Source organism: Brevibacillus brevis (assembly GCF_031583145.1).
Classification (GTDB): domain Bacteria; phylum Bacillota; class Bacilli; order Brevibacillales; family Brevibacillaceae; genus Brevibacillus; species Brevibacillus brevis_E.
In genome coordinates, this window is record NZ_CP134050.1 from 4355594 (window position 1) to 4381882 (window position 26289).

At 56.0% G+C, this 26289-nt stretch carries 26 protein-coding genes; 6 read left to right on the forward strand and 20 right to left on the reverse strand.

The genetic code is table 11. The features are described from left to right. Nucleotides 1-81: 81 nt before the first annotated feature. Nucleotides 82-2811: an aconitate hydratase AcnA gene (gene acnA, locus RGB73_RS21755; protein ID WP_310764799.1), complete on the forward strand. Its 2730-nt coding sequence runs from the start codon at nt 82-84 to the stop codon at nt 2809-2811. 117 nt (nt 2812-2928) lie between these two features. Here the strand turns inward: acnA and RGB73_RS21760 are convergent, their stop codons facing one another. Further along, a complete protein-coding gene (locus tag RGB73_RS21760; protein ID WP_310764800.1) occupies nt 2929-3849 on the reverse strand; it encodes a DMT family transporter in 921 nt (306 codons plus the stop codon). A gap of 150 nt (nt 3850-3999) precedes the next feature. Here RGB73_RS21760 and RGB73_RS21765 point away from each other — a divergent pair, with 150 nt between their 5' ends. Then, the gene (locus RGB73_RS21765) at nt 4000-4329 is read left to right on the forward strand and encodes a DUF3892 domain-containing protein (protein WP_310764801.1); all 330 of its coding nucleotides are present in this window, start codon (nt 4000-4002) and stop codon (nt 4327-4329) included. 31 nt (nt 4330-4360) lie between these two features. On the opposite strand, the gene RGB73_RS21770 is transcribed toward RGB73_RS21765, so the two are convergent. The 5 genes from RGB73_RS21770 to RGB73_RS21790 form a co-directional block, all read right to left on the reverse strand. Further along, nucleotides 4361-5119, reverse strand: a complete 759-nt coding sequence (locus RGB73_RS21770) for a class I SAM-dependent methyltransferase (RefSeq protein WP_310764802.1) — start codon at nt 5117-5119, stop codon at nt 4361-4363. Further along, entirely contained in the window at nt 5116-5871 is a 756-nt protein-coding gene (locus RGB73_RS21775; protein WP_310764803.1) for an MBL fold metallo-hydrolase, read from the reverse strand. The genes RGB73_RS21770 and RGB73_RS21775 overlap by 4 nt, the downstream gene beginning before the upstream one ends. Before the next feature lie 83 nt (nt 5872-5954). Beyond that, nucleotides 5955-6233: a CD3324 family protein gene (locus RGB73_RS21780; RefSeq protein ID WP_310764804.1), complete on the reverse strand. Its 279-nt coding sequence runs from the start codon at nt 6231-6233 to the stop codon at nt 5955-5957. 350 nt (nt 6234-6583) lie between these two features. Further along, the gene (locus RGB73_RS21785) at nt 6584-7087 is read right to left on the reverse strand and encodes a DUF4188 domain-containing protein (protein WP_310764805.1); all 504 of its coding nucleotides are present in this window, start codon (nt 7085-7087) and stop codon (nt 6584-6586) included. Between the two features lie 9 nt (nt 7088-7096). After that, on the reverse strand, nt 7097-7723 hold the full coding sequence (locus RGB73_RS21790; protein ID WP_310764806.1) for a TetR/AcrR family transcriptional regulator: 627 nt from the start codon (nt 7721-7723) through the stop codon (nt 7097-7099). A 172-nt stretch (nt 7724-7895) separates the two neighbouring features. Between RGB73_RS21790 and RGB73_RS21795 the strand changes: the two genes are divergently transcribed. Then, the gene (locus RGB73_RS21795; protein ID WP_310764807.1) at nt 7896-9023 is read left to right on the forward strand and encodes a glycosyltransferase family protein; all 1128 of its coding nucleotides are present in this window, start codon (nt 7896-7898) and stop codon (nt 9021-9023) included. A 135-nt stretch (nt 9024-9158) separates the two neighbouring features. On the opposite strand, the gene RGB73_RS21800 is transcribed toward RGB73_RS21795, so the two are convergent. Then, on the reverse strand, nt 9159-9902 hold the full coding sequence (locus RGB73_RS21800) for an IclR family transcriptional regulator (protein WP_310764808.1): 744 nt from the start codon (nt 9900-9902) through the stop codon (nt 9159-9161). A gap of 235 nt (nt 9903-10137) precedes the next feature. Between RGB73_RS21800 and RGB73_RS21805 the strand changes: the two genes are divergently transcribed. Continuing rightward, complete coding sequence (locus RGB73_RS21805; RefSeq protein WP_310764809.1) at nt 10138-10863, forward strand: YheC/YheD family protein; 726 nt, start codon at nt 10138-10140, stop codon at nt 10861-10863. Between the two features lie 71 nt (nt 10864-10934). Here the strand turns inward: RGB73_RS21805 and RGB73_RS21810 are convergent, their stop codons facing one another. Next, nucleotides 10935-11762, reverse strand: coding sequence for an aldo/keto reductase (locus RGB73_RS21810; protein WP_310764810.1), 828 nt, complete (start codon nt 11760-11762; stop codon nt 10935-10937). A gap of 172 nt (nt 11763-11934) precedes the next feature. Between RGB73_RS21810 and RGB73_RS21815 the strand changes: the two genes are divergently transcribed. Next, complete coding sequence (locus RGB73_RS21815; protein ID WP_310764811.1) at nt 11935-12768, forward strand: hypothetical protein; 834 nt, start codon at nt 11935-11937, stop codon at nt 12766-12768. A gap of 21 nt (nt 12769-12789) precedes the next feature. Continuing rightward, nucleotides 12790-13305, forward strand: coding sequence for a CBO0543 family protein (locus RGB73_RS21820; protein WP_310764812.1), 516 nt, complete (start codon nt 12790-12792; stop codon nt 13303-13305). A gap of 46 nt (nt 13306-13351) precedes the next feature. On the opposite strand, the gene RGB73_RS21825 is transcribed toward RGB73_RS21820, so the two are convergent. The 12 genes from RGB73_RS21825 to RGB73_RS21880 all read right to left on the reverse strand — a co-directional run bounded on the left by RGB73_RS21825 (nt 13352) and on the right by RGB73_RS21880 (nt 26256). Next, nucleotides 13352-13975, reverse strand: a complete 624-nt coding sequence (locus tag RGB73_RS21825) for a pyridoxamine 5'-phosphate oxidase family protein (RefSeq protein ID WP_310774465.1) — start codon at nt 13973-13975, stop codon at nt 13352-13354. Nucleotides 13976-14076: 101 nt separating this feature from the next. After that, nucleotides 14077-15021, reverse strand: coding sequence for a GntR family transcriptional regulator (locus tag RGB73_RS21830; RefSeq protein WP_310764813.1), 945 nt, complete (start codon nt 15019-15021; stop codon nt 14077-14079). A gap of 201 nt (nt 15022-15222) precedes the next feature. Beyond that, the gene (locus RGB73_RS21835) at nt 15223-15948 is read right to left on the reverse strand and encodes an urease accessory protein UreH domain-containing protein (protein ID WP_310764814.1); all 726 of its coding nucleotides are present in this window, start codon (nt 15946-15948) and stop codon (nt 15223-15225) included. A 113-nt stretch (nt 15949-16061) separates the two neighbouring features. Continuing rightward, on the reverse strand, nt 16062-16694 hold the full coding sequence (locus tag RGB73_RS21840) for a DUF2812 domain-containing protein (protein WP_310764815.1): 633 nt from the start codon (nt 16692-16694) through the stop codon (nt 16062-16064). Between the two features lie 15 nt (nt 16695-16709). Continuing rightward, entirely contained in the window at nt 16710-17021 is a 312-nt protein-coding gene (locus RGB73_RS21845) for a PadR family transcriptional regulator (RefSeq protein WP_310764816.1), read from the reverse strand. A 222-nt stretch (nt 17022-17243) separates the two neighbouring features. Further along, on the reverse strand, nt 17244-18584 hold the full coding sequence (locus tag RGB73_RS21850) for a YjiH family protein (protein WP_396136122.1): 1341 nt from the start codon (nt 18582-18584) through the stop codon (nt 17244-17246). 62 nt (nt 18585-18646) lie between these two features. Continuing rightward, nucleotides 18647-19645, reverse strand: coding sequence for an agmatinase family protein (locus RGB73_RS21855; protein WP_310764817.1), 999 nt, complete (start codon nt 19643-19645; stop codon nt 18647-18649). After that, entirely contained in the window at nt 19642-20916 is a 1275-nt protein-coding gene (gene hutI, locus RGB73_RS21860) for an imidazolonepropionase (RefSeq protein WP_310764818.1), read from the reverse strand. The genes RGB73_RS21855 and hutI overlap by 4 nt, the downstream gene beginning before the upstream one ends. 5 nt (nt 20917-20921) lie before the next feature. Then, nucleotides 20922-22592, reverse strand: coding sequence for a urocanate hydratase (hutU, locus tag RGB73_RS21865; RefSeq protein ID WP_310774470.1), 1671 nt, complete (start codon nt 22590-22592; stop codon nt 20922-20924). A 167-nt stretch (nt 22593-22759) separates the two neighbouring features. Beyond that, nucleotides 22760-24256 carry a helix-turn-helix domain-containing protein gene (locus tag RGB73_RS21870; RefSeq protein WP_310764819.1) on the reverse strand — a complete coding sequence of 499 codons (1497 nt, stop codon included), beginning with the start codon at nt 24254-24256 and terminating at the stop codon, nt 22760-22762. Nucleotides 24257-24346: 90 nt separating this feature from the next. Beyond that, nucleotides 24347-24901 carry a signal peptidase I gene (lepB, locus tag RGB73_RS21875; protein ID WP_310774472.1) on the reverse strand — a complete coding sequence of 185 codons (555 nt, stop codon included), beginning with the start codon at nt 24899-24901 and terminating at the stop codon, nt 24347-24349. Nucleotides 24902-25098: 197 nt separating this feature from the next. After that, nucleotides 25099-26256, reverse strand: a complete 1158-nt coding sequence (locus RGB73_RS21880; RefSeq protein WP_310764820.1) for an ArgE/DapE family deacylase — start codon at nt 26254-26256, stop codon at nt 25099-25101. Nucleotides 26257-26289 lie beyond the last annotated feature (33 nt).

Here is a 26289-nt window from a genome sequence, read left to right on the forward strand (position 1 = left end):
AGTATAATAGGTTCGTAATGAAGAAACGAAACTGCGTTTCACCAGATGAAACCCCATGAATCTTTAGGGAGGTCGTATACATTGGCTAAACAAGATGCTTACAAAGTAAAATCCTCCTTGCAAGTAGGCGACAAGTCTTTTGCGTACTATCGCCTGCAAGGGTTGGAAGAACAAGGAATTGGAGAAGTTTCCAAGCTGCCGTTCTCCATTAAAGTACTGCTTGAAGCAGCGGTTCGTCAATTTGATGGCCGCGCCATCACCAAAGAACACGTACAACAACTGGCCACCTGGACAAAAGGCCGCGACGCAAACAAAGAAGTACCGCTTGCGCCTGCACGCATCGTGCTGCAAGACTTCACCGGTGTACCTGCCGTTGTAGACTTGGCTGCTATGCGCATCGCTATGAAACGCGCCGGTGGAGATCCAAAACGAATCAACCCGCTCGTTCCGGTTGACCTCGTTATCGACCACTCCGTCATGGTTGACGATTTCGGAAACCCTGCGGCACTCGAAAACAACATGAAGCTGGAATTCGAACGCAACGCTGAGCGCTATCGTTTCCTGCGTTGGGCGCAAACTGCGTTTGACAACTTCCGTGCCGTACCTCCAGCAACCGGGATCGTTCACCAAGTAAACCTGGAGTATCTGGCTACTGTCATCGCTACCCGTGAAGTAGACGGCGAACTGGTCGCGTTCCCTGACTCTCTCGTAGGTACCGACTCCCACACCACCATGATCAACGGTCTTGGCGTACTGGGCTGGGGCGTTGGCGGTATCGAGGCAGAAGCAGGAATGCTCGGTCAACCGCTGTATTTCGTAACACCGGAAGTCGTTGGTTTCAAACTGACTGGTACGCTGAGTGCCGGCGCAACTGCAACCGACCTGGCTCTGACTGTTACGCAAATGCTGCGTAAAAAAGGCGTGGTAGGTAAATTCGTGGAATTCTACGGACCTGGCCTGTCCAACATCTCGCTGGCTGACCGCGCTACCGTAGCAAACATGGCACCTGAATACGGCGCTACGATGGGCTTCTTCCCAGTAGACGCTGAAACGCTGAACTACCTGCGTCAAACCGGTCGCGAAGAAGATCTGATCTCCCTGGTAGAAACTTACACCAAAGCTCAAGGTCTCTTCCGTACTGACGATACGCCAGACCCGGTATTCTCCGAAACCTTGGAACTGGATCTGTCCACCGTCGTACCAAGCCTTGCTGGTCCAAAACGCCCGCAAGACCGCGTAGAACTGACTGCGATGAAGGAATCCTTCAACAACAGCCTGCGCACACCGATCGACAAAGGCGGCTTCGGTCTCTCCGAAGAGAAAATCGCAGCTTCCGCACCGGTTACTTATGCAAACGGTGAAACAGCTACACTCAAAACAGGTTCTGTCGTTATCGCAGCGATCACTTCCTGTACCAATACATCGAACCCAAGCGTAATGCTGGGCGCTGGTCTCCTGGCGAAAAAAGCAGTGGAAAAAGGCTTGAAAAAACCGCCATTCGTGAAGAGCTCCCTGGCTCCAGGATCCCGTGTCGTTACGCAATACCTGAAAGACGCTGGTCTGATCGACTCTTTGGACGCTATCGGCTTCAACGTCGTCGGTTACGGTTGCACCACTTGCATCGGTAACTCCGGTCCATTGCCAGAGGAAACCAGCAAAGCAATCGCGGACGAAGATCTGACTGTAGCAGCTGTACTGTCCGGTAACCGCAACTTCGAAGGACGCATCCACGCACAGGTAAAAGCGAACTACCTCGCTTCTCCTCCGCTCGTTATTGCATACGCACTGGCGGGTACTGTGGATATCGACCTGACTACCGAGCCGATCGGTACTGGCAAAGACGGTCAACCGGTATTCTTGAAAGACATCTGGCCAACTCCGCAAGAAATCGCAGCAGCGATGGACAAAGCGATGAACCCTGCTCTGTTCCGTGCCGAGTACGGCCAAGTGTTTACCCAAAACGAAGCTTGGAACCAAATCGACGTTCCAACTGGCGATCTGTACGAGTGGGATGAAAAATCCACGTACATCCAAGAACCGCCATTCTTCAAAAACCTGACTGGCGACATTGGTCACATCGAAGACGTCCTGGCAGCGAAAGCAATCGCTCTGTTCGGTGACTCCGTAACAACCGACCACATCTCCCCAGCAGGTAACATCTCGCCGACCAGCCCTGCAGGCAAATACCTGCAAGAAAACGGCGTAGAACGCAAAGACTTCAACTCTTACGGCGCTCGTCGCGGTAGCCACGACGTCATGATGCGTGGTACGTTCGCAAACATCCGCATCCGCAACCAAGTGGCTCCAGGCACTGAGGGCGGCGTAACCAAGTACTTGCCAACTGGCGAAGTTATGTCCATCTACGATGCTTCCATGAAGTATCAAGCAGACGGCACTCCACTCGTCGTGCTGGCTGGTAAAGAGTACGGTACCGGTTCTTCCCGTGACTGGGCAGCCAAAGGTACGTTCCTCCTGGGCATCAAAGCGGTTATCGCCGAGAGCTTCGAGCGTATCCACCGTGCAAACCTGGTAGGTATGGGCGTTCTGCCTCTGCAATTCGCAGACGGAAACAGCTGGAAGTCTCTGGGCATCGATGGAACAGAATCCTTCAGCATCCAAGGTCTCTCGGACGATGTTCAACCTGGCCAACGCGTGAAAGTGACCGCTACCCGCGTAGACGGCAGCACCTTCGACTTCGATGTCATCGTGCGTCTGGACTCCATGGTAGACGTCGACTACTATCGCAACGGCGGTATCCTGCAAACGGTTCTGCGCCAGCTGCTGGATGAAGGCAAACCAGTTAACGCATAAATGATTCACTAAAATACGTTCGCTACAGCACCCACCCAAAAAAGAGGCAGCCATCGAGCAATCGATGAGCTGCCTCTTTGCGTTGCCGTTTTGGTTATTTTCCATTCGGTCTGGCCGTCATTTCCCTGCCAGCTCTGCTGCCGCCTGTTTTCTCCTGCTCCACTGCTGCTCGATCAAACCGGATGCAAGCGTGACGCCGGCAAATACGAGCAAACCTCCCCACACTTGCGCCTGCGTGATGCTCTCGCCCATGATGACGCTGATCATCGCCGTGAACACCGGGATCAGATTCAAGGTGATGCCGGCCTTGCTGGCCCCGACAGCACGTACGGAGACATTCCAAAACACGAACGAGCAGATGGACGGAAACAGCACGATATAGAGAATGCCCGCGATCGCCATTGGGCTGATTGCTGAGAAATCGACTCCTTCCGCGATGGCAAAGGGCAGCATCATCGCGGTTCCCAAAATCGTCGATGCCGCGGTGGCCGTTACGGGAGGCACCCCCTTCAACCGCTTGCCTGTGATGGAATACAGTGACCAAACCAGCACACAGCCCAGGACCAGCAGATCTCCCTGATTGTAATCCGTCTGAAACACGTGCGCGATCTTTCCCCGGGTCAAGATCACCAGCACTCCCAAGAGTGACAGCGCGAATCCGGCTGCCTGTACGCGCGACACCCGTTCCCGCAGGAGCAATACGGAAAAGAGCACGATGACCCCCGGGTTGAGGGCCGTCACCAGGGCCGCGTTGGTGGCGGACGTATGCTGGAGCGACGTATACAGCAAAACGTTAAAGCCGATTACTCCGAGCAGGCCCATCAGCGAGAGCGGCAGCCATGCCCTCGCCGCCTGCTTCCAATCCGGCTTTTCCAAAAGCTGCGCGAGCGGAATCAAGATGACAAGCGCGAGAACCCATCGCGAGAACGTCAGCCAAAGAGGGCTCAGCTCCGAGACGACGTACTTGCCAAACACGTAATTGCCTGCCCAAAAAAGATTGCAAAACACCAATAACCCCCATGCCCGGTACGTCCCCACACCATCCACTCCTCCATTCATGTCTCTCTTTTTTCGTTGTATCTTTCAGTATCATGGCTCGCTCCCGTTTTTTCAATATTGGAGCTTTATTTTCGGCGCATGACTTCCCCTCGTCCTAGACACCCTTACCATATGAAGGGGGAATCTCGCATGACTTCATCCAACGAAAAAGACTTTGCGCGAATTTACGAAGAGTACAAGGCGAACGGCGAGCAGCAGGCCATTCTGGAAAACGGCGGCGAAGCACAGTCGATCCCGGGCAAGGAGCAGATCGTGGCTGTCCGCAAAAACGACGATGGCGATCTGATCGCATTCAAGACGGATACGGGCCGGGAGCTGGACTACATCACTGCCCTGAGCGAAGCGAAGGCCGGCAAGCTCGCCCACGTCGACGTCTTCCACAAATACGGCCGCGATATTTTGCGCAGCGAGCCAGACGGAATCAAGGAAAACAACCTGGACAACCTGCCGCCGTTCTGAATTGCACCGTACAAAGAAGAGGTCCCCGTTCTTATTCGGTAGACCTCTTTTGGCTTGCAGGCTTCTCTGCTGACAAAATCAACATCATCGGCCTGCGCAGCTCCTCTTTCATCCGAACGTCTTGCTGCATCATTTCCTTCGGAGGCTTCGGCTCCCTCACGGCTTTGATGACGAAACCCGCCTCGATGACATCGTTCATGTACGTGGCGATGGTACGGTGGTATTTGATCACATTTTCATCCAGAAACGAGGTCACCCGCACACCTTCCGACTGATAATCGTCGACAGGCCAGTGCAGGCGCTCCCCGTTTGGCCCGTAGCACCAGTCCTGCTCGGCTCTGGATGTGAAGATCGGGTGTTCGACGGAAAACAGGAAGGTTCCGCCTTGCTTCAAGCAGTCATACACCTTTTGGCACAGCGCCCCGAACGCTTCGACATAGTGGAGGGCAAGCGAGCTTAGGACCACGTCAAACTCCCCGTCCGCAAAGGCGATGTCCTCGATTGCCATCTGCACGTACGCAATGGCAGGGTCATTCGTCTGCTCCCGCGCTTTTTGCAGCATCTTTTCCGAAAGATCGACTCCGACCACCGAGCTCGCCTGCTGCTCTCTGGCATACCGGCAATGCCACCCATACCCGCATCCCAAATCAAGCACGCGCTTGCTTCGCAAATCCGGCAGCAATGACCGGAGTTCCTGCCACTCTCCCGCGGCCTCCAGCCCTCTGATCGACCGCGGCATCTGCTGGTACGCCAAAAAGAAGGACTCGTCGTCGTACTTGTTTTGTTTCATCGCGCTTCACCAGACCTTTCCTGGTAGGAATCGATCAGCCGACACAGCTCCTTCTGCACATCCCCGCGAAACCAGCCGCCGTGGTAGCAGACGATTTGCTCGATGTCATAGGCGAGCAAGCGTTGGACGGAGCGGACCGCCTCCTTTAGATCCAACGCAAAGTGGGGATTGGCAATGTCGAGCTGCCCGTTCTCGTAGACGACCGCATCTCCCGCGATAAGGGTCTTGCTGCCGGGAAGATACAGGGAGATATGGCCCGGCATATGTCCGGGAGTGTGTACGACCTCAATCCCGCCGCACCAGGGAAGCTTTTCGCCATGGGAAACGATCTGGTCGACGACCGCCGGCTCGACAGATGCGAGCGACCGGATGAATTGCTCGGCCCCCGGTTTCAGCTCATCCGGCAGGTCTGCCAATGTCGATTCGGCCTGCTGGAGCCGCAATGACCTTTTGATCCCTTGTACGTACGGGACTTCCCGCTCATGAGCGATGACGGCGATATGCGGATACGCCTCCTTCAGCGCTGCCAATGAACCGATATGGTCGAGATCGTGGTGAGTCACGATCAGCTTGGTGATCGAGCCGAGCGAGAGACCGTATCGTCCGGCCGCCGCTTCAAGCTTTTCCATACTGTCAGGATATCCGCAGTCCACCAGAACCACATCGCGCTCATCCTGCAAGAGGACGGGAGCTATCGATTGTCTTTGCCCTCCGTTTTCGATCTCGATGGTAAGAAGATGCAAGTCGCTCATAAATAAGTACCTCCTCATTCCTCGCCCTATCCATAAGGGTACGACAAGGAACGAGGGGAAGAAAGTTCGACCCTGTTACAGACTCAAAGTTGTACGTTCCGGCTCTCCCGGATGATCCTGCGGATGCTGTGCTCGGTCAGATGATAGCGCAAGGCGAGAGCTTTGACAGCCGCTCCGGCGCGGTGCGCTTCCACGATCGCCTCGTTTCTCTTCCGCATCACCCGCCTGGAATCGGTGCACTCGCCCCAGCTCTTTTTGTTCTCTTCCCGAATCGGGATGTACAAGTAGCAGCCTTGGGTATACTCCTGAATGCTGCGAAGCAATTCCTTCGGCAATAGTTTTTCCGCGTTTCCGTATTTCATGGCACTTTGCTCCCATCTATATCATGTTTTTCGATATAGAGAAGCAAAGAGTTCCCGCTTGCGTCACTTGGCAGGCTCTAAACAAAGAACGTGTGGAACTCTTTGCTTAGAGCCGCATGCGGCAACGCGTACCAGCCGTGTGACCATCCAACCATCACCTCCGTGCAGCGTTTCTGCTCACAGTGTACACCGACGTCCCACTTGGCTGCCAGGATTGTTTTTGCCTAAAAATCTTCCTAGGGAGGTTGCTCATGCTGAATCAGGATGTAAATCAGCGACGTTATCCTTTGTGCTTCCGTAAAAAAAAGCAGCCACTCAGGACTGCCGTTTTGTTTGCCATCGTTTTCTTATTATTGCGGAGGCGTGGGAACAGCAGGCTCGTTGTCTCCCCCCAAGCGCCTCCGTGCCGTCTCCCTCGTGCCTGTGGCCGGCACGTGCTCGCCGGCTCGAGCCAAGCCCCAGACGGGCATATTGCCGTACAGGCACTCGTATTTTCCCGCTTCCACCAGATACGTCTCGTGGAAAATTCCGACGGTGCCGTCCGTTCCGACCGCCTGATTAAACCTCCGCCACGCTGTCAGATGATTGTGACTGTTCCGCGCGTAGCTTTCCAGATGCTCGTAGGAACGCCAGTACTGGATCTGCGTCACTTGCCGAAAGCTGACATGTGAAGTCGCTCCCAAAAAGCCGAGCTCGGGATGCTGGTACAGCTCCCGCAGCATGCCCCCCATCGCATTTGCGACGGGTACCCATTTATGGAGTGCCAGCACCCGATTTACCCTCATCCCGATAATAAAAACCACAAAGGGGCCATCCAGTTTCGCCGTAAATCTGCCCGGTATGACTTTTCCCATGGAATCCACCTACCTGATCAATAGTTTGAGGTGCATGTCGTAATACGCCATGTAATCGTTCGAACGAAAAAGATGCGCAGAGAGATACGCTCCGTAAAAAATGGAGAACAGCAGCACGACCGCCTCCTGGTCGGTGATCCCGATGGCAAGCTGTCCATCCTCCTTGACTTCGGTCACGCAGCGCTGAAAAATATGGTAGAGCGTAACGTCTGCCAACCCCTCCGGACAGTCTCGTTCCGGGAACAGCAGCCAGAGCTCCGTTTCCGACAGCTTTGGTACCCATGGGTGCATCTTTTGCTCGGCCAGGAAGCTGATCAGGCTGAGCATGATGCCCGGATGCTTCTCCGCATCTGACGCCACTTTTCCGTACACGTGCCGTACGGCTTCCCATCCTCGCTTGCCCGCATCCAACAGCTCCAAATGACACCGCGCCTGCCAGACGCTCATGAAGTACAGGAGCACATCCTCTTTCTGCGGAAAAAATTTAAAAAAAGTCACTTTCGACACGTCCGCATGCTGGCAAATTTCCTCTACCATCACCTGTCGAAACGAGCGCTCCCCGCTCAATTCCAGGCTCGCCTGCAGCAGAGCCAGCTTGGTTTTCGCTTTTTTCTTTTCTCTCAGCGACGGATTCATGGTCAGGTCTCCTGCTTTGTTTTTGTTATATTTATCCTACTACATAAATTAACTTGAGTAAAGTTTTTTATTCAAGTTTACCCGTTTATTTCTTCACCGTTTTCTCCGTCCGGGTAGCCAATCGCTTTCAATCCCAATACCATAGTGAAGAGCCCGAAAAGGAGAGAAACGCGTGAGAGTGTGTTTTCATTGCAATCTCGTGGAATTCAAGCCGAAGGGGAATGTCCTGCAGTTTTTTATCTTGCTGCGCGCCCTGGACCGGATGCTGGCGCAGCTGCCGGCAAGCGAGCGGCAAGCGTACGATTTTGAGTGCGTCCTTCCGTTCCGTTTTCGCGATGGAACAGGAGGCTTCACCTTTCGGCATATCCGCTTTCGCCAGTCGGAGGAGCCCATTTCGGAGATCATCCGCCTGGATCGCAGGAAGCCCTATGACTTCATCTTCATTCGCGGGCGCAACGAGGCCGTAAAGCTTCTCCGAAAGAAGCGCTCCCTCGGCCCCAAGCTGCTTTTTTTGGCCATTCAGTACAATCTGCACGATCCGTACATCATGGGCAGGCTCAACTTCGTGTTCCGCCATGCCCGCGTCGTCTTCTTCCAGACAGAACCGAACGCCGAGCGCTACCGGACCTACCAGCTGCAAAAAGCATCGTACTCCCACGAGGAGCTGGAGCGCAAAATCCAGGTGCTCCCCCAGTTCGTGGAACCGATGCCAGAGCTTTCGGTCACTCGCTCGCCCTTTGATCCCCTCGATCTGATTCAGGCCGGCGTGATCCGGCCGCGCTACGGGCTCCCGGTGGCCACCAAGGCAATTCGGCTGATCCGCAAAAGCTATCCGCATGCCAAACTGCGCGTGCTTTATCCTTCCATCGTCGGGAAGTACCGCAAACGCGCCGAAAAGCTGCTGCGCTCCCCGGGCGTCGCCGATCACGGGCAAAAATCCATGTGGAAAACGAAAGAAATGATCGTCAAGAGCGGAATCGGGGTCGCTCTCCTCTACGACACGACAGAGGACCGCAACCCTTCCCATTCGTATCTGTCCCGCATTCTGGAATACATGGGGCTGGGAGTCCCCGTGCTGACCACGCGAACGATCGGCAATCTCTGCTTGCTGGGCGAAAGCTACCCACTGTTCGTGGATGATGCGTACGATATCGTCCATCATTATGAAAAGCTGAGCAACCCTGCCTTTTACCAGGAGATGAGTCACTATGTCAAGCAGCGGGGAGAACGGTTTCTGGCCGATGAAGCGGTCAAATCGTTCTGGGCCATCCTGCACGACGAGTACCGCCGAGGGAGATAACATTAGAAAACCCGGCTATGCCAAGCCCTTTTTGGCGGAGCCGCGGTTGCCCTTATACTGGATGGGAATTTGATAAATTCCTATCTGTACAAAAAAGCCAGCACGCCGCGCTGCGGTCCCGTGTTGGCTTTTCGTTCATTTCATCATTTTCCCCATGCGGTACGCCGCCTCCATGATGAAGGGCGCGTACTCCTTCATTTTTTCAGGAGTCAGCCGGTTAGAAGGTCCGGAAGCAGCAATGGATGCCACGAGCTGGCCATTGCGGTTGAAAATGGGTGCAGCTACTGCGGCTGTACCCAGCTCCCGCTCTTCGACGCTTGTCGCAAAGCCCTGCTTCTTGATCTGTTCCAACTGCTCGACATACGATTCCCGGCTCACAAAGTCAGGCCAATCCGGGTCTTCCAAGAGCTCTCGCGCTACCTCTTCGTCGGCGTACGCGACGAGCACTTTGCTGGAGGCCCCGACCGTCAGCGGCATGCGTGCTCCGATTGGCGCTACCCTGCGAATCGGCTGTTTGCTCTGAACGGCTTGAATGCGAATCCGCTCCTGGCCGTCTCGGACGTACAGACTGATCGTTTCCTCCACCAGATCGCGCAGCCGCTCCATTTCCGGAAGCAGCATGGTCGCCGGATCGTCATTATGCGTGAGATTGGCAGACAGTTCCCAAATCCGAAAACCGAGACGATACTTTTCCGTTTGCACGTCCCGAATGAGAAAGCCCTTGTTTTCCAATGTTGCCAGCAAACGATGCACGGTGCTTTTATGCAAGGAGAGTCGACTGGAAATTTCACTCAGGCCCAAATCCGTGGAATCCGTAAAACAAAGCAGGATATCCAGGGCCCGTTCGACTGCCCGCACGTTTGCTTTTTGTTCTTCCATCTTCCTTACACCTGCTTCCTTCATGGTTCCGTACGTTTCATCTGATGAAACTGTTATGCTACTTTTCAGTATACGAAAAAAATGCACATAGTAAAGAGCCCAAATTGCAAACCCGCGTGAAACATCCCGATTTTGCGGGGGCGAGGACACTCCCACAAGCGATGAAGCAAAAGGGACATACATTAGAAGGGGAACAACCTTTTGTTTCAGTTCAGGATTGGGGGAATGACCTCATATGGCCATAAGCGAATCAAAATGGACCAAATACCGCGTCCTGCGGGCAAATCCGACTCTCGCAGGAGCTTTGCCGGACACACGGCTTTTTTCCAGACAGGCGCTGTTTGCCCTTCTCGATCAGTATCGAAAGGCAGTCGCCAAACCGGCAGCGGGCAGCGGCGGCGCCGGCGTCATCATGGTCTCCGGACTCCGAAACGGGAGGTACCGGGTACATCGCGGGGCCGGCCGCCGAATGGTCCGCGGCAAAAGCAACGCCTTTCGCCACGTCCGCAGCAAAGTCAGGGCTCCTTACCTCGTCCAGCGCGGCATTTCTCTTGCGCGGATCAACGGGAGACCCTTTGACGTGCGCGTCATGGTGCAGAGGCACATGGGATCTCCCTGGGTGGTCACCGGCATGCTGGCAAAAGTGGCAGGCAGGGGCTACATCATCACCAATATCAAACGAAGCGGCGGACGAGTCCTGCCTTTGCGCACCGCCATCGAGCGCTCCACGATCTCCTGGATTTCCCCCGATGCCGTCATCGAAAGCCTGAGCAGTATCGCCCTCCTTGCCGCCGAAACACTAGCCACTTACTATACTCACCAACAGGTGTTCGGGCTAGACATGGGCATCGATACGACCGGCAAAGTGTGGATCATCGAAGCCAACCTGCGGCCGGATACCTCCTTGTTTCTGAAGCTCGCCGATAGACAGATGTACCATACCATCCTGAGCTACCGTTGATGGAGCCGGGGACGAAAAAAGGGAAGCTGCGCAGCGCGGCTCCCTTTGTTTCTCAGGAAGATAGGGTATGGTTAGAAGTTGAAGTTGTCCGGATCTGCTCCGAAACGCTTGTTTTCGTTCAGTGCGCTGATTTTTTCCACGTCTTCCGCACTCAGCGAGAAGTCAAAGACATCCGCATTTTGGCGAATCCGCTCTGGTGTGATCGACTTCGGAATCGTGACGACCCGATTTTCCAGATCCCAGCGAATGACGATCTGTGCGGGCGACTTGCCGTATTTTTGCCCCAGCTCCGCAAGCAGCGGATGATCGAGGTTTCCTTGCATCAGCGGACTCCATGCTTCCATCTGGATGTTGCGCTCCTGGCAATAAGCGAGCAGCTCCTTCTGGGTCAAAAGCGGGTGGTATTCGACCTGGTCGACCACCGGAGTGATTTCGCTGTGCTGGCGGAGATCCTCCAGATGATGGATATGGAAATTGCTGACGCCGATCGCACGCACATATCCGTCGCGATACAGCTTCTCGAGAGCTCGCCAGGTCTCAAGGTACTTGCCTTTCACCGGCCAGTGGATGAGATACAGGTCCAGCGTATCGATCCCCAGTTTTTTCATGCTCTCGTCAAAGGCTTTGAGAGTGGATTCGTAGCCTTGATCCGCATTCCATACTTTGGTCGTGATAAACAACTGGTCCCGATCGATACCGGATTGGCGGATTCCTTCCCCGACGCCCGCCTCGTTTCCGTAGACGGCAGCCGTATCCAGACTGCGGTACCCCGCCTCAATGGCAGAGCGGACGGCGAGCGTCACTTCGTCTCCGTCCTTCGCTTTCCAGACACCAAGACCAAGCCAAGGCATTTCAACCCCGTTGTTCAATACCGAACGATCCGTGATAGATGTAGCCATCCGATCTCCTCCCATTATCGAAAAATATGTATGTACAGAAACAAGTCTAGCACAAGCCTCCTTCCAAAAAAAGGGCGGGAAGCCGGCGAAACTCTTTTACATTTTTTTGTTAATTGGATTAGAAAAAGGAAATACTATCGGTATTCAAGTCCATACATAGCAGGTGATGCAAATGCCAAATGTCTTCTGGTATGTCGGCTTAGCTGTGGTCAGCGTGTGTCTAATCGGTTATACCCTTTGGAAGACCAGGGACGGCCGCTTGCTCGCTTTGCATTTTTGCTTGGCAGGCTTGATCGATCCGCTGGAATACTTCGTTCTCATTCTCTTTTCTTCCTATCAGTACTTCCCGACTGCCATCAGCGATGTATGGATTGACAACATCATCGGGGCTTTCGCTTCCAACGATCTGATCATCCCTGCCGTAGCAGTAGCAGCGGCGGCTTTTCGCCTTCGCTTGGCCTGGCTGCTCGTTCTCTCCGTCTTGTTTATGGGCGTGGAATGGCTATTTTTGCACCTCGATCTGTTCGGACTGTTTTGGTGGAAAACCGTGTACACGGGAATCGGTATTTTCCTGTTCTTTCTGATCGGACAGTATCTGTGGAGAACCATCCAGCGCGGACACGCAAGCAAGCCCTTCCTCTTTTTTTACACGTTCTTTGTCTATTTGTTCGTCTACGGTACGAGCCATGTCATTCAAGGACACTTTCTGGACATCCATGATTTGAAGGTTGGCTGGTTTCCCGATCCGATCCGCGATCAGTTGGCTTTTGGGGAACTGATCGAAGTCTTCGCTTCCCTGATCACCGCAGCAGCCTTTTTTATGGCCCCTGTGGCGAAGCTGGCTATGCTTGCCTGCCTGGTTGGGTTCGATGTGCTTTTGCTCTTGCTGGATGTCATAACGGTAGACAGGCGCGGAGAATTTGCCTTCTTCGTCCTTCTGCAGCTCGTCTCCTTCTACGCCGTACACGGGATCGTCAAGTACGGTACTCGCAGCAATGCAAGTTAAACATGCCTGTGGGAGTTGAATATGATGCATGTCACACTTATCCTCTGGTCCGTTTTTGCCGTATGGCGTTGGGGGAACTGGAAGCATTGGAAGCAATACCACGCCACCATGCTCTTCATGGCATTGTCCAGTGCCATGTACGACGTTCTTGTGAATGACGGCGACTTCTACCTCTGGCGATACATCGGCAATCGCTACGTCAGCGAGGAAATGGCCAGCCTTATGTACACCGTCATCGCCTTCCCCGCGAATGCCCTGCTCTTTCTGTCCAATTATCCGGAAGAAAAATGGAAACAGCTCCTGCACATCTTCAAGTATGCGGCGATTTACGTGGTGTTGGAAATAATCGGGCTCCACTACGGTCTCATCTCTCACGCCCACTCGTGGAACATGTGGTGGTCAGCCTTTTTCGACTTGACCTTGTTCTCCATCCTCCGCCTGCATCACACGCGTCCCCTGCTCGCCTATGCGGTATCTTTTGTGGTGGCGACGTACTTGATGATTCATTTCCACGTGTCGCTGTGGGACGGGGAATAAAATAACCGACAGTCTTTTCGGACTGTCGGCCTGGATGCGATTCTACTCAGTACAATCGATTGGTGTAGCTGTCTCGCAGCCCGGACGCCACTTCCTCTGCGGTCACGCCCGGCAGCTTCACGTGATCGGCCAGCATCTGAGCCATATTCGGAATGGACTCCTTGGCCGGCCATTTCTCGGGCTGCCACAGACCGGAGCGCATGAAGGCTTTGGCGCAATGCACGTAACACTCCTCTACTTGCACACCGATGCCGATGACCGGAACTTTCCCGTTTACCGCCATTTTTTCGAGGATGTCCCCGTCGCGTATGACGCAGGCCCGTCCATTGATGCGAAGAGTCTCTTCCAGGGAAGGGATGATGAAAATCAGGCCAACGTAAGGGTTGGCAAGGATATTTCGCAGCGAGTCCATTCTCTTGTTGCCGGGGCGTTCAGGGATCACCAGATGACGGTCGTCCAGCACATGGACGAAACCGGGGGCATCTCCCCGCGGGGACGCGTCGCACTTCCCTTTCGCATCGGAAGTCGCCAGGACGAGAAACGGCGCCTTTGCGATAAAGTCACGACAATGCTGATCCAGCTTTTCGATGGATTTGTTCTGCACCATCCGGCTTGGTTCCCCGAGCAGCTCCCTGAGATCCTCCTCTTCGTCGATCACTTCCCGAAACATTCCGAATCCTTGTTGCAAACCAAACACCTCATTCCACAGAGATTTCGTACTTGCCTCCATCATAGCACAACGATACTGTCAGGGTGGACATAGCCTTTCCGTCAACCTCTTCCCGAAGCGCCCCGCTTGGTTTCTACGTACTGCCTGATATACTGGACCGATTGATCGCTAAGGCAGCGGTCTTCCTCCATGAGCGGGGTGAACCTGGACAGCCGTTGCAAATAAGGCTTCACGATGCTGGTGCTTACGATCAAGGCGGGTTCCGCCTCGACGATCTCATCCAAGGAAGGCGGGTATTCCAGAGCGCCCACAATCAGCTCGACATGCAACAAGCCGGCCTGGATGATCGATTGCCGCAAGTTTTCCGCTCCTTCCCAGGTGGTCCCCGCAATCCCTACCTTGCTGCCGGGAGGCAATTTTTGCAGCACTTTCATGCATTGCAAATTCGACTCGAGCAGGCAAGCGATCACTCTCGGTTCAGCGTCCCCGAACAGCCGATCGACAATGGGCTTCACTTCTTCGATATGGAGGAATGTCGTCACGATCAGGTCGTATTTCCCGCTCTGTATGTTGCTGCCGAGCAGCTCCAGATCTTTGACCAGACACGGCTTGACGACATATCCGGTCGCTTTTTCCAGCTCCACGGCGTATTCCTGCGCCTGTGGGACGTTGCATTCTACAAACAGCAGCACCGGCTTGGTCTGCCCAGCCGCTTCGGCGAAGTCCCGCAAATCGACCGACTGCTCCAGCCGCGTCTGATGCACATGCCGAACGGGCACTCCCGGCGCTTGCTCGCGTCCACTTGGAGGATGGGCCCGAGCAAACACACCTTTGCCCGGCTCCGTCGAAATGTACCCTTCCTGCTCCAGCAAGGAATACGCTTGTTCCACGGTATCGCGGCTCATCCGCAAAAATCCCGCCAGCTCATCCACGCTCGGCAGGCGTTCGGACGGTTGATACAACCGGTGGTGAATCAGCGTCTTGATCTGCTCCTTTAGCTGGACATGGATGGGAATGGACAGAAATTCATTTCCAGACACTTTCATCGGGGCACCTCTCATCTCAAAGGGTGTGGCAGATATTGTCATCGTACCTTGCTCCCCCTATGTTTATCAATAGTGAACTGGCAGAGCGGACACTTACAGGAACGCGTCGAGCAAAGGTCCAGACGAAACGAAAAAAACCGCCGGCATCGGCAGTTTCTCCCTCCCTTTCCTATGTGCCGCATTGTACCTGCGGGAGCAGCCTCAAGCGGCGTCCAGCCACATCCGGAACAGCCCTTCCGTGACGCCCAGGTTGTACATGTAATAGCAGCCAAACGCGACACTAATCGCACCTGTAATCCGGGTCAGCGCCATGTTCACGCCGGCGTTTCGCGCGCTGAGCACAAAGGGAATCCCTATTGCGGTCGTGCATAGCAGCATCCCGACGACAGTCCCCGCACCAAAAATGAGTATGTAGAGAAGTCCCTCCCACTCCGAATGCACCGTGGACATGGTCAAGAGCACCATGGCAGCGCTCCCGGCCAGACCGTGAACCATGCCGATGACAGCCGACTTGGCAAAAGATGCTCTGCCGACGCCGTCGCTCTCCGAATCATCCGTCCACGCTGCCGCATGCGTATGACGGCGCAGCGAACCGGCGTGCACGTGGCTGCTTGATCGTACCTTCCGTTTGTGGAAGGAGAGAATGCTGGACATCCCGAGATAGACCAGCATGATCCCGACGACAAATTCCAGCGACATCGCCCATGTCTCCGGAATGGCGCTCTTCATCAGAATCAGCGCCATCCCTACCAGGAGCAGGGTCAATGTGTGCCCGCTCCCCCAGAATACCCCCGCCAGCGAAGCCTTTCCCAGCTTCTTGGTTTGACTCGCAATCGTGGAGACGGCGATGACGTGATCCGGCTCCATCGCGTGCTTGATCCCGACGAGAAACCCAATCGACAATACCGTCAGCAAACTCCCCTCCATGTACCACCCTCCAAGCGTATTGGTTTCTATGATCGTCCCCGGTGAAATATGTCTGATTTTATCACGACTTGCCACCATTCGGAATAAAGGATTCGGCTTTGCTCCCGATGATGCTATCTACGGAAGCTCCCCCCTTGAATCGTCTTCTTGTACCACAGATTGGCCTGAATGGCGAAGTACAGATACAACACCGTCATCACCGGCAAAACGAGCAACGTCAACCCTCTAAACAAGGCGAACGGCGTTTCGAAGAGAAAGGCTCTCCAGAAATCTGCCCCTTGCAATTCCCACAGCCCTGGCGTGTAGTACAGCGATTGCGGATCGAGCAATACTCCCGCATCGATCGCGCCGGTAGAAATGAGAGCCGCCAGTATCGGCACGAAGGTCATTGCCAGGGTAGCCCACATGTCAGACAGACGCTTGTAACGTCCGGCCTTGGAATCGACATCCGAAAAGATTTCCTCGCTTCCCTGTCGATTCGCCTTTCTGAAATATTGATAGCCCGAGCTTTTCGTTCCAGCGATGTGTTCCCAGCCGCTGTCCTCAAACAAGGCGCGGTAATCCTCAAAATCCTCCCGATTTTTAAACGGGCGGTAATCGATTTTGATCGTTGCCTGATCAGGTTTCCCCGGTTCAAATTCATAGCCGAGCATCGTCTTCCTCGTCAAACGGCAGCCCTGTCTCGCCATGTCATTCAGCCATTTTTCCTCTGCGTCAAAGTTGGTAAAGAACTTGAATTTCCTCATACGCAGCCCCTCCTTCTATCTCAATCGTTCCATCGTGACCTGAACCATGTGCTTCATGCGCTCGAGGTCAAGACGGAGAATCCGCAGCCCTTCGTCGGTAATGGCATACACCTTTCGTCGGCTGTCCTCGCTGGCCACGGGCTGTATGAACTTCAGCTTCACGAGATTCTCGATGGCGCCGTACAGGGTACCCGCCGCCATTCGCACTTGCCCGCCGCTGAGCTCCTCCACCTTCTGCATGATCAGATAGCCGTGCGCCGGTTCTGCCAGGGCCAACAAAATGTAATAAACGGTTTCGGTCAACGGCAAGTGTCTGTCTCTGTCCAATGCTTACGCTCCTTCCGACAACTTTATATCGTTTGACTATATAGTTACACTATATACAGTAAGACTTACTAATGCAACAAAAAAAACGCCATTGGCCGAAGCAATCGCGATCAGGAAGGAAAAAACGCTCCTCCCTCGGGCAAGACGAGGACTTCACCAAAAAGAAGCATCCCGCTGCCTCAGAGGTGCAGAAGCGGGATGCCTGGCCTCCCATACCAGCTTTCAGGGCAACAGGAGATAAGCAAGCGGCGTCACAAGCAAGAGCGTCAGAACGGTCCGCTCCAGCCAGATCACCAACAGCTTGGGAATGCTGATGGGGATGTCCGTGGACAAAATGCACGGAATGGTAGCGGAGAAAAACAATATCGACGAGACGGAAACGACGGCAATGATAAATTTGGTGACGAGCGGAGCTCCGGTCACGAGCAGCGCCGGCAAAAACATTTCGGCAATCTCGATGGCGGACGCCTTGGCCGCCAGAAGCGGCTCCGGGATCTGCAGCAGGAGCGTGACCGGATAGAACAGGTAGCCCAGCCAATCGAACAGCGGGGTGAATTTTGCCAGCATGAGCCCGAGCAGTCCCACCGACATGATGGAGGGAAGAATGCCCATGGTCATGATGAAGCCATCGCGCAGATTTTCCCATATATTGCGACCGATCGGCAGCGCCCCTCTGGCTGCAGCCATAGCCTCTGCCCAGGCGTGGCGCCAAAACTGCTCCTTGATCACTTTCTCCGGATCGCCTTTTCCTTCATAGTACTCGTCGCTCATGCGGGAAAGCGGCCAGAGCCGGACGGTCACAGCCGTCACCAGAAACGTCACCACCAGCGACACCCAAAAATACAGGTTCCAGTAAGACATGATGTCCAGCGTCTTGGCGATGACGATCATGAAGGTGGCTGAAACGGTGGAAAATCCGGTTGCGATAATCGCGGCTTCCTTGACGGTATACTTTCCTTCCTTGAATACGCGGTTGGTGATCAACAGACCGATCGAGTAACTTCCTACAAATGATGCCACCGCATCGACAGCCGAGCGGCCCGGCGTCTTCCAGACCGGACGCATGATGGGCTGGACCAGGACGCCGATGAACTCCAGCAATCCATAGCCCACGAGCATGGCGAGAAAAACGGACCCGACCGGGACCACCATGCCCACGGGAATCACCAGCTTCTCGAACAGGAAGGGCCCCATGTCCTTTTCCAGCAGCCAGGCGGGGCCGGCTTGAAAATAAATCATCAAGGCAACAGGGACTCCCAGCACCTTCAGCACGGAAAAAACGAGGTTGACCTTGTTCTTGTTCCACGTCTTCGCCACGAACGGATAGACGGCTCCCAAAACAATTACGGCGAGAGCGTAGAGCGGCGCCGCCCCGGGAGCGAGCTGGCGAAGCCACGTGACGATGTGGTCAAGCATGATGGAAGAGGAACCGTTTACGGTCACGGGAACGAAGAAAACGAAAATACCGATAAGGCTGAAAACGAAAAACTTCCAGGCATGAGCGGCGGAAGCAGTTTCCTTTTGGGAAGGCACCCCCAGCTGGTGGTTCGCATGAGTTTCCAAGCAAATTCCCCCTTTTACTCCTGGTGATCTTCACGCTCTCTCCACTTTCCCATCCGAGCCTGTCACTTCTCTCTCTGCTTGCATCCCGTCAAAAAGGACAGCAGCACATGAACTGCCGTTTTCACGGTAGCTTCTCCCCGATCCTTGAACGGGTCGAGGCACACCAGATCCATCGCTTTGACCTTGCCGCACAAGCCGGCGGCATGCACCGCCTCGAACAGCTCGTCGCTGCTCATCCCGCCCGGTGTCGAGGCGGGCACGCCGGGACCGTAGCTGATGTCGAGCACATCCATGTCTACGGTTAGATAGATCGTGTCCACCCTCCGGCCGAGGGCATCGAGCGCCTGGCGGACAGTCTCGGCCACTCCCTTCCCCCTCGCCTCCCGAAGCGTCGTGTAGCGGACACCCGCTTCGTCGGCGTACGCTTTGAGCGAACGCGCGTTGAAAAAGCCGTGCAGGCCGATGTTGTGCACGTCTTCTCCCTTGATCGTTCCGCTCTCGATCAGATTGCGGATCGGCGTGCCGTTCGACGGTCCATTGTCTGCCAAATCCCGCAGGTCGAAGTGCGTATCGAGCTGCAAAATGCCGACCCGCTCCTCGGGATGGGCGTCCTTGTAGCCTTTGACAAGCATCGCGGTAATCGAGTGATCGCCTCCCATCATGACGGGCAGCACTCCGGGATGATGGGTGCGCATCGCATGCATGGCCTCCCGAATATTGTGGTGGCAACGGGCGATGTCGGTGACATGCTGGCGGACATCCCCCAGATCGACCACGCGCAGCTCGGACAGATCCACGTCGTGATCGAGATTGTACGTGGTAAAGTACTTCCACGCTCTGCGCATCGCTTCGGGATTTTCGCTGGCTGCCGATGCGGAGATCGAGGAACGGGACAGCGGGACGCCTAACAGGGCGACGTCGAAGTCCGACCAATCAACAGCGTCACCACTCCCTGGCTCCAGCGTCTGGATCCACTCGCTTACTTTCGGTTCCGGGGGCGCGGCGCTTCGGTCCCAGGCAAAGCTGGGGGGCTTCAGGAGAGGATACGGATAGCTTTTCATGCCAATCTCCCTTCCGAGACGACGATCGCACCATTTTTGATGACCGTATGCACGTGGTTCACCCCGTAGCGGTATTGCAAGGTCATGAAGTCCGGCACGTCAAATATCGTAAGGTCCGCACGTTTGCCCGGCTCGATGCTGCCAATGTCGTGCGCCCGTATGATCGCATGGGCCGCGTTGATGGTCGCCGCTGTCAGCACTTCCGCAGGAGTCATGCCCATTTTCAGGCAGCCGAGGTTCATGATAAGCGGCATGGACACGGTAGGGGACGAGCCCGGATTGCAATCCGTCGAGATCGCGACTGCCACGCCCGCATCAATCATTTTTCGCCCGTTGGCCGATTCCGCCATCAGGAAAAAGGCCGTTCCCGGCAGCAGCACCGCGATGACTCCCGCTTCCGCCATCCGCTTGATCCCTTCATCCGAAGCCCGAAGCAGGTGGTCGGCCGAGACCGCCCCGATCGCCGCCGCCAGCTCCGCGCCTTCGTACGGTTCGATTTCGTCCGCGTGGATCTTCGGCAGCAGGCCGTACTCCCTTCCCGCTTCCAGGATGCGTCGCGACTGCTCCGGGGTAAAAACGCCCCGCTCGCAAAAGACGTCGTTGAACTCCGCAAGCCTGCGGCGGGCCACCTCCGGAATCATCTCGCGGATCACCAGCTCGACGAAAGCGTCCGGGTCCGCCTTGAACTCCTTGGGGACGGCGTGCGCGCCCATAAATGTGCTGACCAGATCGACCGGGTGCAGTTCATGCAGCTTTTTCGCTACCTCCAGCTGCTTCAGCTCATCGGCGAGCGTCAGTCCGTAGCCGCTCTTGGCTTCCACGGTCGTCACTCCGTGCAAGAGAAACAGGTCGAGCCTCCTTTTGCTTTCTTCGTACAGCTGGTCATGGGTGGCGTTCCTCGTCGCTGCGGTCGTGGCGTGGATTCCCCCGCCGTTGTTCATGATCTCCATATAAGTAGCGCCATTCAGACGCATGTTGAATTCATTTTGCCGAGTCCCGGCATGGACCAGATGGGTGTGCGGGTCGATCAGCCCCGGCGTGACAAGACGGCCGGTCGCGTCGACGACTTCGGCCTCTGTCACCCGCTCTCCGTACACGGCCTCCAGCTCCGCATCCGTCCCCACTCGCTCGATCCGGCCGTTTTCCAGCCATACGCTGCCATCCTCGATGATGGACAGCTCATTCATGCGCTTCCCGACTACAGGTGCGGCAGAGCCGCCAGCCAGCGTGGCGAGCTGGCTGGCATGGCGAATCCATACGGGTCTGGTCATCGTGATCACTCCTTCATCATCGGGATGTGTACGCCTTTTTCCTTCGCGGTCCGAATCGCCAAGTCATATCCTGCATCCGCGTGACGGACGATGCCCATGCCCGGGTCGGTCGTCAGCACCCGCTCCAGTCGTTTCGCGGCTTCCGGCGTCCCATCGGCCACGATGACCATGCCCGCATGCAGCGAATACCCCATGCCGACACCGCCTCCATGGTGCACGGATACCCAGCTCGCTCCCCCGACAGCGTTGATCAGGGCGTTGAGGATGGGCCAGTCAGCCACCGCATCGCTTCCGTCCCGCATCGCTTCCGTCTCCCGGTTCGGGGAGGCGACGGAGCCGGAGTCGAGATGGTCGCGGCCGATGACGATTGGGGCGCTCAGCTCGCCGCTGGCCACCATGTCATTGATGATCTGGCCGAAGCGGGCGCGTTCCCCGTAGCCCAGCCAGCAAATGCGCGAAGGCAGTCCCTGGAATTGAATCCGCTCGCGGGCCATGCGAATCCAGTTGCACAGGTGGGTATTGTAGGAAAACTCGCGCAGGATGACTTCGTCCGTCTTGTAAATGTCTTCCGGGTCGCCCGACAGCGCCGCCCAGCGGAACGGCCCTTTTCCTTCGCAAAACTGCGGACGGATATACGCAGGTACAAAGCCCGGGAAGCGGAATGCGTCTTCCACGCCTTCGTTTTTTGCTACCTGGCGGATGTTGTTCCCGTAGTCGAAGGTGACGGCGCCGCGCTCCTGCATCGCCAGCATCGCCCTGACATGCTCGGCGATGCTCGCCTTCGCCCGCGCTACGTAAGCGATCGGGTCGCGCGTCCGCAGCTCTGCCGCCTCCGCCAGACTCATGCCGATCGGGATGTAGCCGTTCAGCGGATCGTGCGAGGAGGTCTGGTCGGTCAATACGTCCGGGATAAAGCCGCGCGCCAGCATCGCGTTCAGCACTTCAGGCGCATTGCCCAAAAGGCCGATGGAGATTCCTTTTTTCTCCCGCTTGGCTTCCTCGGCCATCCGGATCGCTTCGTCCAGGCTCTCGGTCATGACGTCCAGGTACTTCGTGTCCAGACGGCGCTGGATGCGGGTCGGATCGATCTCGATGTTGATGCTGACGCCGCCGTTCAACGATACGGCGAGTGGCTGCGCCCCGCCCATTCCTCCGAGGCCGGCCGTGACCGTGATTGTGCCCGCGAGTGTCCCCTCAAAATGCTGGCGGGCACATTCCGCGAACGTCTCGTACGTTCCTTGCACGATGCCCTGGCTGCCGATGTAAATCCAGCTGCCCGCCGTCATTTGCCCGTACATCATCAGTCCTTTTTGATCCAGCTCATGGAAGTGCTCCCATGTCGCCCAGGCAGGCACGAGGTTGGAGTTTGCCAGCAAGACGCGCGGCGCATCCGGATGCGACTTGAACACCGCGACCGGCTTGCCGGACTGGACCAGAAGGGTCTCATCGCACTCCAGATTTTTCAATGTTTTGACAATAACATCGAAGCATTCCCAGTTGCGGGCCGCTTTGCCGATCCCGCCGTACACCACCAAGTCTTCCGTCCGCTCTGCGACGTCGGGATTGAGATTGTTCAGCAGCATGCGCAAGGCTGCTTCCTGCACCCAGCCTTTCGTGTGCAATGTCGTGCCCGAATACTCCTGGAGCAATTGCTGAATCGACTGCGTATGGGTCATGTTCATCTTGTCCACCTGCTTTCTCGAGATTCACCGCTTGGCTCCAGTATAGTGAAGGAAAAAAACGCAAAAAAGGCACCTGTCTTTCGAAATGGTGCCAGTTTTTTCGATCCGAAACTGTCCTCGGACAGCCTTCGATCGAATTTTTCACTCTTTTCTTTCGATTTCTATACTTTTTTTTGATTTCGCATAAAACGAGGGGTTGTCCCCGTCTTTTCCTTAAAGATTTTGCTAAAGTAATTGGCATTCCCAAACCCGGTCCGCATCGCCACTTCCTGGACCGGCAGCGATGTTTCCAAAAGCAGCCGCTGCGCCTCCTTCAGCCGCATGTTGACCAGGAGCTGGCGGAATGAGATGCCGTGCTTCTGGCTCAGGAGCGTACTGAAGTAGGCGGGACTGCGATCCACGTGACGGGCGACCTCCTCGAGCCGCAGGGTCGGATCGGTATAGCGTCCTTCCATGTAGCGGATAGCCAGCTCGATCACGTCCGCACGTCCCCCAACCTGATGGCTGCGCGCCGATTCGAGCAGCGTATAGATGAAAAGCAGCAGCTCCTGCACGATCCGGTACAGGATGGGCGAGTACAGGATCGTATCGAACGCCCGGTGATACTCTTCCTCCAGCTTCCCGCGGTCAAGTCCGTGCGCCTTCATATAGCGCCTCACTTGCGCCAGGATGCTGGTCAGCCTGATGCGCAGAAGCCCCGGCTCCGGATACGGCTCTTCCTTGAAGAAGAAATGGCGATACATCCACTCCTTGAGCGCTTCCTTGCTGCCGTCGTGAAGCATGTCGATCCAGGCGCGCTGCTCGCTGGGCGTCAAAAACGGGTCGATCATCGTCCAGGCGATACGGCCGCGCACGACCGACAGCTGCCTGTAGCCTTTGAAAAAGCGGATGTCGAGCGCTTGGCTCGCGTCCCTGTACTTTTCGCTCAGCCGCTGCTCAGGGTCGTCCGAATCGTACATGACGAGCGACAGCGGAGCATCCGAGGCCGCCTCCCAATCGCGCAGGAGCCGCCTGCCGACTTGCTCGAGGCGGGACAGCGGCTCGGGCTCGTCAGCTGGAAATAGGCCGACGATCGCATCCCCCAGCGGAAGCAGGACCGGCTTCTCCCGAAATGGATACTCCGTCAGGAAGCGCAGCAGCTCGGGATGCCGATTCGGCTCTTCCAGCTGCGCCAGCATAAGCGGGTACGGCCCTCCCGGCATCGAAAGTGGAAAGAACAGATCCAGGTACGATACTTCCGCCACCCGGCCCGCGTCGTCTCCCCCCTCCTGCCCGTGGGCAGCAGCGTCCCTTCTTTCCTGGCAATACCGTGCCAGTGTGCGCCGGATCGTCTCCGGCGTCTGCGGCTTCAGCCACAAATCGCGTGCATTCAGCTCAATTCCCTGCATTGCGCGCTCAAAAGTCGCTTCCGCGGTCATGACAGCTACCCGTGGGCGATAATGCTCGATCAAGAGCTTGAGCGGCTCCCACTGCCCTTTCCCGATCATGTCCAGCTCCAGGCACAGCACGTCCGGCGTATGGGTTTCTACGCAGCGGATGACCTCAGTCGCGGTAGAGGCCATATACACATGATCGTACGGAATGGCGCAGCTCGTGATGAGCCAGCCGATCCCGATTCGCTCGTTCGTATCACGGTCCGCAATCAAGATGCTCGGCACGGTACATACCTCCTATTTCGAAGCGGCTGAAGATTTCGACATCTTCAGCCGCCTAAGAAGGGTTGTCCTCGCTTGGACAACCCCTCGCTTTTAGGAAAATGGATTCTCAATCATGGTTCCCATCACGTGGTCGAGCGGAATAAATCCGATCTCGCGGGAATCAGTGCTGTGATTGCGGTTGTCCCCCATCACGAAGATGTGATTCGGCGGGACAGTGAGCTTGCCGTCGGACACGTAGTCCATCGTTTCCTTGATGTACGGCTCGTCCAGGGCGACGCCGTTTCGGTACACCTTGTTATCCTTAAATTCCAAAACATCGCCCGGTTTGCCGATGACGCGCTTGACGTACATGGAATGATCGTCAGCCGTTCCTGTGATCAGGCCGATCAGCGGGTGGCTCAGTATATCGTCCATCCATGTGCGGTTGCGGTCTACACGGCTGTCGATTACGACGATGTCGCCGTAGTTCGGCATGTAGCTAAACGTATGGGACAGTTTGGAAACGTATATGCGTTCTTGGTCTTGCAAGGTCGGATCCATGGAATGCCCATCCACCTTGTACGGCTGGAATACGAAGATTCCGAGAACCAAGGCGAAGATGACAGCAAATCCAATGGAACGGATCCATCCTACGATTTCTCTCATTTTCATCTGTTTTTCCTCCTCCCGTATGAAAAATCGCTGCACTAGAGATATGATACCACAAAACGAACGCCAATCCAAAAAGGCTGACTACGGGATCGCCAGCCTTGCTGATAGGACGGGGCTGTCACTTTATTCCTGTCGCCGCCTTGCCTCCATGCTGCCGCGAATGGCAGACGGGCCGAATGCTCCGCATGCGTCTACCGGCAAAATTCGCGAATCGTATCCGCCAAAATGTTCGCCATGTCCACCAGACTCTCCGTCTCTACGTATTCGACTGCACCGTGCAGTCCTGCCCCGCACGGTCCGAACAAGACAGTAGGAATGCCCGCTCCCTGAAGCAGGGCGGCATCGGTCCAGCCGGAAAAGCCGGAGATGTCTGGCGCCCGCCCCAGCCTGCTGCGGCAAGCAGCTTCCAGCGCTGCGAAAATCGGCTCGTCCGTAGAGACTTCAAACGGTTCCCTCCAGAAAAACAGCTCTGCGCTGGCCTGAAAGCTGTCGTCCCCTGCCCGCAGCCGCTCCAGCATGCCCGCCACTTCCTGTTCCACCTCCTGCCGGGTCTCGCCCGGAATGGTTCTGCGCTCCCAGTCGAGCCGGCAATGATCTGGATACGTAGACAGCTCCGTCCCGCCCTGGATAAGCGAGGCATGAACGGAAGGCGGGCCCAGAATCGGGTGCCGTTTCTGTGCGAGCTGCTGTGACAGACGCTCGATCTCCGACAGCACCCTGCCCGTGTGAACAATGGCATCGATCCCTTCAGCCGGGCGACTGCCGTGCGCGGCTTTGCCTTTCACTTCGCAGCTGATCCAAGCGAAGCCTTTGTGGACGATGCCGATGTCCAGGTCGGACGGCTCGCAGACGATGGCTGCGTCCGCCGAATATTCCTCGACCAGGGCTTCCGTCCCGATGCTCTTGTACTCCTCGTCGGCGACAAATGCGAGGATGACGTCCCCCGAGAGAGGCACCTGTGCTCGGGAGACCGCCTCCACCGCAGCGATCATCGCGCCGAGGCTGCCTTTCATATCCTGGCTGCCGCGGCCGTAAATTTTGCCATCCTCGTGCAGCGGATCAAACGGCTTGATCGCCATGCGCTTGGCGCTCACCGTGTCCATGTGGCCGTTCAGCAGCAAAGACCTTCCGCCACCCGATCCACGCAGGATGCCGATGACATTGACCGCCGTGTCGTTGATCGGCATCACCCTCACCTCCAGCCCCCCTGCCTGCATCCTTTCCTGAAGAAAACGGGCGATTTGCCTCTCCCCTGGACCGTCCGCATCCAGATAAGGATTCACCGAGTCTATCCGAATGAGATCTTGCACCAATGCGATCAGTCCGTTGCGATCGATTTCGATTTTCATCTGGTCTTCCCCCTCCTATTGTCTGTACCGCTT

Coding starts and splice junctions, on each gene's coding strand:
- RGB73_RS21765 (WP_310764801.1), top strand. CDS start 4,000: ATGACTTCATCCAACGAAAAAGACTTTGCGCGAATTTACGAAGAGTAC.
- RGB73_RS21770 (WP_310764802.1), bottom strand. CDS start 5,119: ATGAAACAAAACAAGTACGACGACGAGTCCTTCTTTTTGGCGTACCAG.
- RGB73_RS21775 (WP_310764803.1), bottom strand. CDS start 5,871: ATGAGCGACTTGCATCTTCTTACCATCGAGATCGAAAACGGAGGGCAA.
- RGB73_RS21780 (WP_310764804.1), bottom strand. CDS start 6,233: ATGAAATACGGAAACGCGGAAAAACTATTGCCGAAGGAATTGCTTCGC.
- RGB73_RS21785 (WP_310764805.1), bottom strand. CDS start 7,087: ATGGGAAAAGTCATACCGGGCAGATTTACGGCGAAACTGGATGGCCCC.
- RGB73_RS21790 (WP_310764806.1), bottom strand. CDS start 7,723: ATGAATCCGTCGCTGAGAGAAAAGAAAAAAGCGAAAACCAAGCTGGCT.
- RGB73_RS21800 (WP_310764808.1), bottom strand. CDS start 9,902: ATGGAAGAACAAAAAGCAAACGTGCGGGCAGTCGAACGGGCCCTGGAT.
- RGB73_RS21805 (WP_310764809.1), top strand. CDS start 10,138: ATGGCCATAAGCGAATCAAAATGGACCAAATACCGCGTCCTGCGGGCA.
- RGB73_RS21810 (WP_310764810.1), bottom strand. CDS start 11,762: ATGGCTACATCTATCACGGATCGTTCGGTATTGAACAACGGGGTTGAA.
- RGB73_RS21815 (WP_310764811.1), top strand. CDS start 11,935: ATGCCAAATGTCTTCTGGTATGTCGGCTTAGCTGTGGTCAGCGTGTGT.
- RGB73_RS21820 (WP_310764812.1), top strand. CDS start 12,790: ATGATGCATGTCACACTTATCCTCTGGTCCGTTTTTGCCGTATGGCGT.
- RGB73_RS21825 (WP_310774465.1), bottom strand. CDS start 13,975: ATGTTTCGGGAAGTGATCGACGAAGAGGAGGATCTCAGGGAGCTGCTC.
- RGB73_RS21830 (WP_310764813.1), bottom strand. CDS start 15,021: ATGAAAGTGTCTGGAAATGAATTTCTGTCCATTCCCATCCATGTCCAG.
- RGB73_RS21835 (WP_310764814.1), bottom strand. CDS start 15,948: ATGGAGGGGAGTTTGCTGACGGTATTGTCGATTGGGTTTCTCGTCGGG.
- RGB73_RS21840 (WP_310764815.1), bottom strand. CDS start 16,694: ATGAGGAAATTCAAGTTCTTTACCAACTTTGACGCAGAGGAAAAATGG.
- RGB73_RS21855 (WP_310764817.1), bottom strand. CDS start 19,645: ATGAAAAGCTATCCGTATCCTCTCCTGAAGCCCCCCAGCTTTGCCTGG.
- hutI (WP_310764818.1), bottom strand. CDS start 20,916: ATGACCAGACCCGTATGGATTCGCCATGCCAGCCAGCTCGCCACGCTG.
- hutU (WP_310774470.1), bottom strand. CDS start 22,592: ATGACCCATACGCAGTCGATTCAGCAATTGCTCCAGGAGTATTCGGGC.
- lepB (WP_310774472.1), bottom strand. CDS start 24,901: ATGAGAGAAATCGTAGGATGGATCCGTTCCATTGGATTTGCTGTCATC.
- RGB73_RS21880 (WP_310764820.1), bottom strand. CDS start 26,256: ATGAAAATCGAAATCGATCGCAACGGACTGATCGCATTGGTGCAAGAT.